General features: G+C 63.7%; 5 protein-coding genes. All 5 read left to right on the forward strand.

Annotated elements, in window-relative coordinates; all coding sequences use genetic code 11:
• Positions 1–721, forward strand: a 721-nt coding sequence (locus MOV74_RS31260) for a sugar-binding transcriptional regulator (RefSeq protein ID WP_246930774.1), incomplete at its 5' end; no start/stop codon positions are given.
• Between the two features lie 13 nt (positions 722–734).
• Positions 735–2174, forward strand: a complete 1440-nt coding sequence (locus MOV74_RS31265; RefSeq protein WP_246930776.1) for an extracellular solute-binding protein — start codon at positions 735–737, stop codon at positions 2172–2174.
• A gap of 141 nt (positions 2175–2315) precedes the next feature.
• Positions 2316–3242, forward strand: a complete 927-nt coding sequence (locus MOV74_RS31270; RefSeq protein WP_246930782.1) for a carbohydrate ABC transporter permease — start codon at positions 2316–2318, stop codon at positions 3240–3242.
• A gap of 16 nt (positions 3243–3258) precedes the next feature.
• Positions 3259–4116 carry a carbohydrate ABC transporter permease gene (locus MOV74_RS31275; protein WP_246930779.1) on the forward strand — a complete coding sequence of 286 codons (858 nt, stop codon included), beginning with the start codon at positions 3259–3261 and terminating at the stop codon, positions 4114–4116.
• A 4-nt stretch (positions 4117–4120) separates the two neighbouring features.
• A partial coding sequence (locus tag MOV74_RS31280; RefSeq protein WP_246930781.1) for an ABC transporter ATP-binding protein occupies positions 4121–4846 on the forward strand: 726 nt, incomplete at its 3' end.

The raw sequence follows: 4846 nt of genomic DNA on the forward strand, positions 1-4846 counted from the left end.
GAGCTTCCTGCGGCAGAACCTCGAGCGCGGCGAGGACAAGATCATCGGCGTCGGGCATGGCCGCACGCTCGCGGCGGTGGTCGAGCAGTTGCCGCAGACGCCGGCGCGCAGCGTGCAATTCGTCTCCCTGCTCGGCGGATTGACGCGGAAATTCGCCGCCAATCCGTTCGACGTCATTCACCGGCTAGCGGAACGCACCGGGGCGGAGGCCTATCTCCTGCCGGTGCCGGTGTTCGCCAATTCGGTCGCCGACCGTGCGGTGTTGATGAAGCAATTCGGCATCGCGGAGGTGTTCGCGCTCGCGCGCAAGGCCTCGCTCCTGTTCGTCGGCATCGGACAGATCCATGCCGAGGGCTTCCTCGTCTCGAGCGGCATGATCAGGCCGGACGAGGTCGTCGAATTGAAGCGCGCCGGCGCCTGCGCCGACCTGCTCGGACATTTCTTCAACGCCAACGGCGAGCTGCTGGACATCGACCTGTCGGCGCGTGCGACCTCGATGGAGGGGGCGGATCTCAGGAAACATCGCATCGTCGCCATCGGCGGCGGTCTCGCCAAGGTGACGGCGCTGCGCGCGGTGCTGCGCAGCCGCCTCCTGCACGGTCTCATCATCGACGAGGCGACCGCCCAGGCCCTCGCAACCGACAAGCTGGAGGCGACATCCGGCAAGGACAAGAACAACAAGACCGAGAATAAGCGTCAGAAGGGAAGTAAACGCGCATAACGGGAGGTTACCCATGTACGATCGCGAGAAGAATCTGTTCGAGTCCTACGCTGCCAAACGCATCAGCCGGCGTGATCTGCTGGATGGCGCCGCCAAGCTCGGCATCGCCGGCGTTGCTGCCAACGCGGCCTATGTCTCCGCAATGTCGCGGGCCATGGCGGCGGACTTCAACTGGAAGGCCTATAGCGGCAAGACGGTCAAGCTGCTGTTGAACAAGCATCCCTATGTTGATGCGATGATCGGCGATATCGAGGCCTTCAAGGCGCTGACGGGAATGAACGTCGCGTACGACATCTTCCCGGAGGACGTCTATTTCGACAAGGTCACCGCGGCGCTGTCCTCGAAATCGGACCAGTACGACGCCTTCATGACCGGCGCCTACATGACCTGGACCTACGGTCCGGCCGGCTGGATCGAGGATCTCAATGCCTACATCAAGGACCCCGCAAAGACCAACCCGGCCTTCGCCTGGGACGACGTGCTGCCCGGCCTTCGTTCCTCGACGGCATGGGACGGCGTTGCCGGCTCCGAGCTCGGCTCGGGCAAGGCCAAGCAATGGTGCATCCCGTGGGGCTATGAGCTCAACAACATCACCTACAATCGCAACATCTTCGACAAGGTCGGCGCCAAGCCGCCGAAGAATCTCGACGAACTGCTCGACGTCGCCGCCAAGATCACCAAGGATGCGGGCGGACCTTACGGCGTCGGCGTGCGCGGCTCGCGATCGTGGGCCACGATCCATCCCGGCTTCCTCTCGGCCTATTCGAATTTCGGCCAGAAGGATTTCGTGATGGAGGGCGGCAAGCTGAAGGCCGCCATGAACACCAAGGCCTCCAAGGAGTTTCACGAGAAATGGGTCAAGATGATCCAGACCTCGGGGCCGAAGAACTGGTCGACCTACACCTGGTATCAGGTCGGCACCGATCTCGGCGCCGGCGCCTCCGGCATGATCTTCGACGCCGACATTCTCGGTTACTTCATGAACGGCGGCGAGAACAAGGAGAGGGGCAATCTCGGCTATGCGCCGTTCGCGGCCAATCCGGCCGCCAAGGCGCCGACGCCGAACGTCTGGATCTGGTCGCTCGCGCTCTCCAGCTTCTCCAAGCAGAAGGACGCGGCCTGGCTGTTCATGCAATGGGCGGCCTCGACCGAGCACGATCTGTTCGGCGCCCGCAAGATGGATTTCGTCAATCCGGTGCGCGCGTCGGTCTGGAAGGACAGCGAATTCCGCGATCGGATCGCAAAGTCCTATCCGGGCTATCTCGAGCAGCATGATCTGTCCTCGCCGGGTGCCAAGATCTACTTCACGGCCCAGCCGCTGTTCTTCGACCTGACGACGGAATGGGCGGCTTCGCTCCAGAAGATGGTAGCCAAGGAGGTCAGCATCGACGAGGGACTAGACAAGCTCGCCGACAGCATCAACCGCCAGCTCAAGCAGGCAGGCCTTGGTTGAACGGCCTTGGCTGAGCTTGCCGCCTACGACGCCTTGCGTGGCGCCCATTCCTCCGCGCCACGCCAACCGCCGGTTCGGAACGCCCATCCGATCCGAGCCGGCGATGTTGAAGCCAATGCGTGATCCCGTATCATCATGAGCATGGTCCAGTTGTCCCAGACGAATGTGCTGCCGCGCCGCACCACGAGGCTGCGCGGGCGCATGCTGCCCTATCTGCTGAGCCTGCCGGCCCTGCTGGTCTGCATCGCCATCCTCGTGCCCTTCGTGACGGCGGCGATCTATTCGCTCCAGCGCTACCGGCTGAACCTGCCTTACCTGCGCGGCTTCATCGGGGTCGACAATTACATCGACTTTCTCTCCGATCCCGCCTTCTGGAACACGCTTCGCATCTCGCTCGCCTATACCGCCTTGACGGTGGTGCTCGAGCTCCTGCTCGGCCTCGGCATTGCCCTGCTGCTGCGGCGTCCGACGCGCTTTCACAATGCGGTGTCCATCGCGCTGCTGCTGCCGTTGATGACGGCGCCCGCGATCGCGGCGCTGATGTGGAAGCTCATGACCAACCCGAGCTTCGGCATCCTGTCCTATCTCGTCAGCCTGCTCGGCGTGCACGACTTCAAATGGGCGTCCGATCCTTCGAGCGCATTGTTCACGGTGGTGCTGGTGGACGTCTGGGTCTACACGCCCTTCATCATGATCCTGCTGCTGGCAGGCCTGCGCTCGCTGCCGCGGCAGCCGTTCGAGGCCGCGGCGCTCGATGGTGTCCCGGCCAGCTTCGTGTTCTTCCGCATCACGCTGCCGATGCTCGCGCCCTACATCATCACGGCGTCGCTGTTTCGCCTGCTGGATTCGATCCAGCAGTTCGACATCATCTATGCGATGACGCAGGGCGGTCCCGGTGACCGGCTGATGGTGTTCCAGGTCCAGGCCTATCTCGAATTCTTCCAATACACCAATGTCGGCCGTTCGGCGGCACTGCTGATGATCCTGTGGCTGATCACCAATATCCTGTCGAACATCTTCATCAAGAACTGGCTGCGGCTGCGGGCGCGCGCCCACGGCCACGCGTGAGGCACGGGAGGCGGCGATGGATCACTCCAATCTCGCAGGGCGCATCTTCCGCGGTATGGCGCTCGCGCTCGTGCTCGTGTTCTTCATGTTTCCGATCGTCTGGATATTCCTGATGTCGTTCCAGGCCAACGAGCAAATCCTGCGGATTCCGCCGCACATCCTGTTCGAGCCGACACTGGCCAATTACCAGGCCCTGATCTCGGGGCAGCTGCGGACCGCTGCCGGCAATCTCGAAATATCCTTCATGCGCAACCTCGTGAACAGCTTTGCGCTGTCGAGCGCGGCCGTGGTGCTGGCCCTGCTGCTCGGCGTGCCCGCGGCCTACGCCTTTGCGCGGTTCAAGTTCCGGCTCGGCGAGACCATCGCCTTCACGTTGCTGTCGTTCCGCTTCGCGCCGCCGCTGCTGGTGCTGTTGCCGCTGTCGCTATACTACCAACAGCTCGGCCTCAACGACACCTATTTCGGCATCGTCTGGGTCTATCAGCTCATCGCGCTGCCGCTGATCCTGTGGATCGTGCGCGGCTATTTCGAGGACATCAGCCCCGACATCGAGCATGCCTATCGCCTCGCTGGTCATACCTGGCGCGAGGCATTCACGCGGATCGCGGTGCCGCTCGCAGGACCTGGCATCGCGGCAGCCGGCCTGCTGTCCTTCATCTTTTGCTGGAACAATTTCGTGTTCGCACTGATCCTGGCCTCGGCCGACAAGCAGCCCGTGACCGTGGGTGCGCTGGCGTTTGTCACGGCGTCCGGCATTCAGTACGGCCAGATCGCAGCCGCGATCGTGCTCTCGGTCACGCCGACCCTACTGCTCGCGCTGTACGCGCAGCGCTATCTGGTCGAAGGCCTGTCGCTCGGTGCGGTGAAAGGCTGACAGCATGGCGCGTCTTGAACTCAACGCCGTCGGCAAGTCGTTCGGCCCGGTCCGCTGCGCCGAGGATCTTTCGCTGGCGGTCGAGCCCGGCGAAATCGTCGCGGTGTTCGGTCCGTCCGGCAGCGGCAAGACCGTGCTCCTGCGCATGATCGCGGGCATGTTCGAACCGGACGAGGGAGACATCCTGGTCGGCAGTCGATCGATCGTGGGCGCGCCGCCCGAGCAGCGCGGGATCGGCATGGCCTTCCAGAACTTTGCCCTGTTTCCCCACATGAGCGCGCAGAACAACATCGCCAGCGGCCTGCCAGCCAAGACGGGCGCCGCGGAGGTGGCGAGCCGGGTCAAGTCGATCAGCCAGCTGTTGAAGATCGAGCATGTGCTCGGCCACAGGCCGCGCGAATTGTCGAACGGGCAGAAGCAGCGCACCGCGCTCGCGCGCGCCCTGATCGGCAACCCGGATGTGCTGCTGCTCGACGATCCCTTGCGCAATGTCGATGCCAAGCTGCGCTACGAGATGCGGCTCGAATTGCCGAGCCTGCTGCGGCGGAGCTCGGCCGCAGTCCTCTACGTCACCCAGGACTATCGCGAGGCGATGGCGATCGCCGACCGGATCGCGGTGCTGGTCGACGGCCGTCTGGTGCAGGTCGCGCGTCCCGAGGAGATCTATGCCAGACCCGCGTCGGTTGCGGTCGCGCGCCTGTTCGGCGATCCCAGCATCAACCTCGCGGAG

Origin of the sequence: Bradyrhizobium sp. SHOUNA76, assembly GCF_023006445.1 — a bacterium.
Classification (GTDB): Bacteria; Pseudomonadota; Alphaproteobacteria; order Rhizobiales; family Xanthobacteraceae; genus Bradyrhizobium.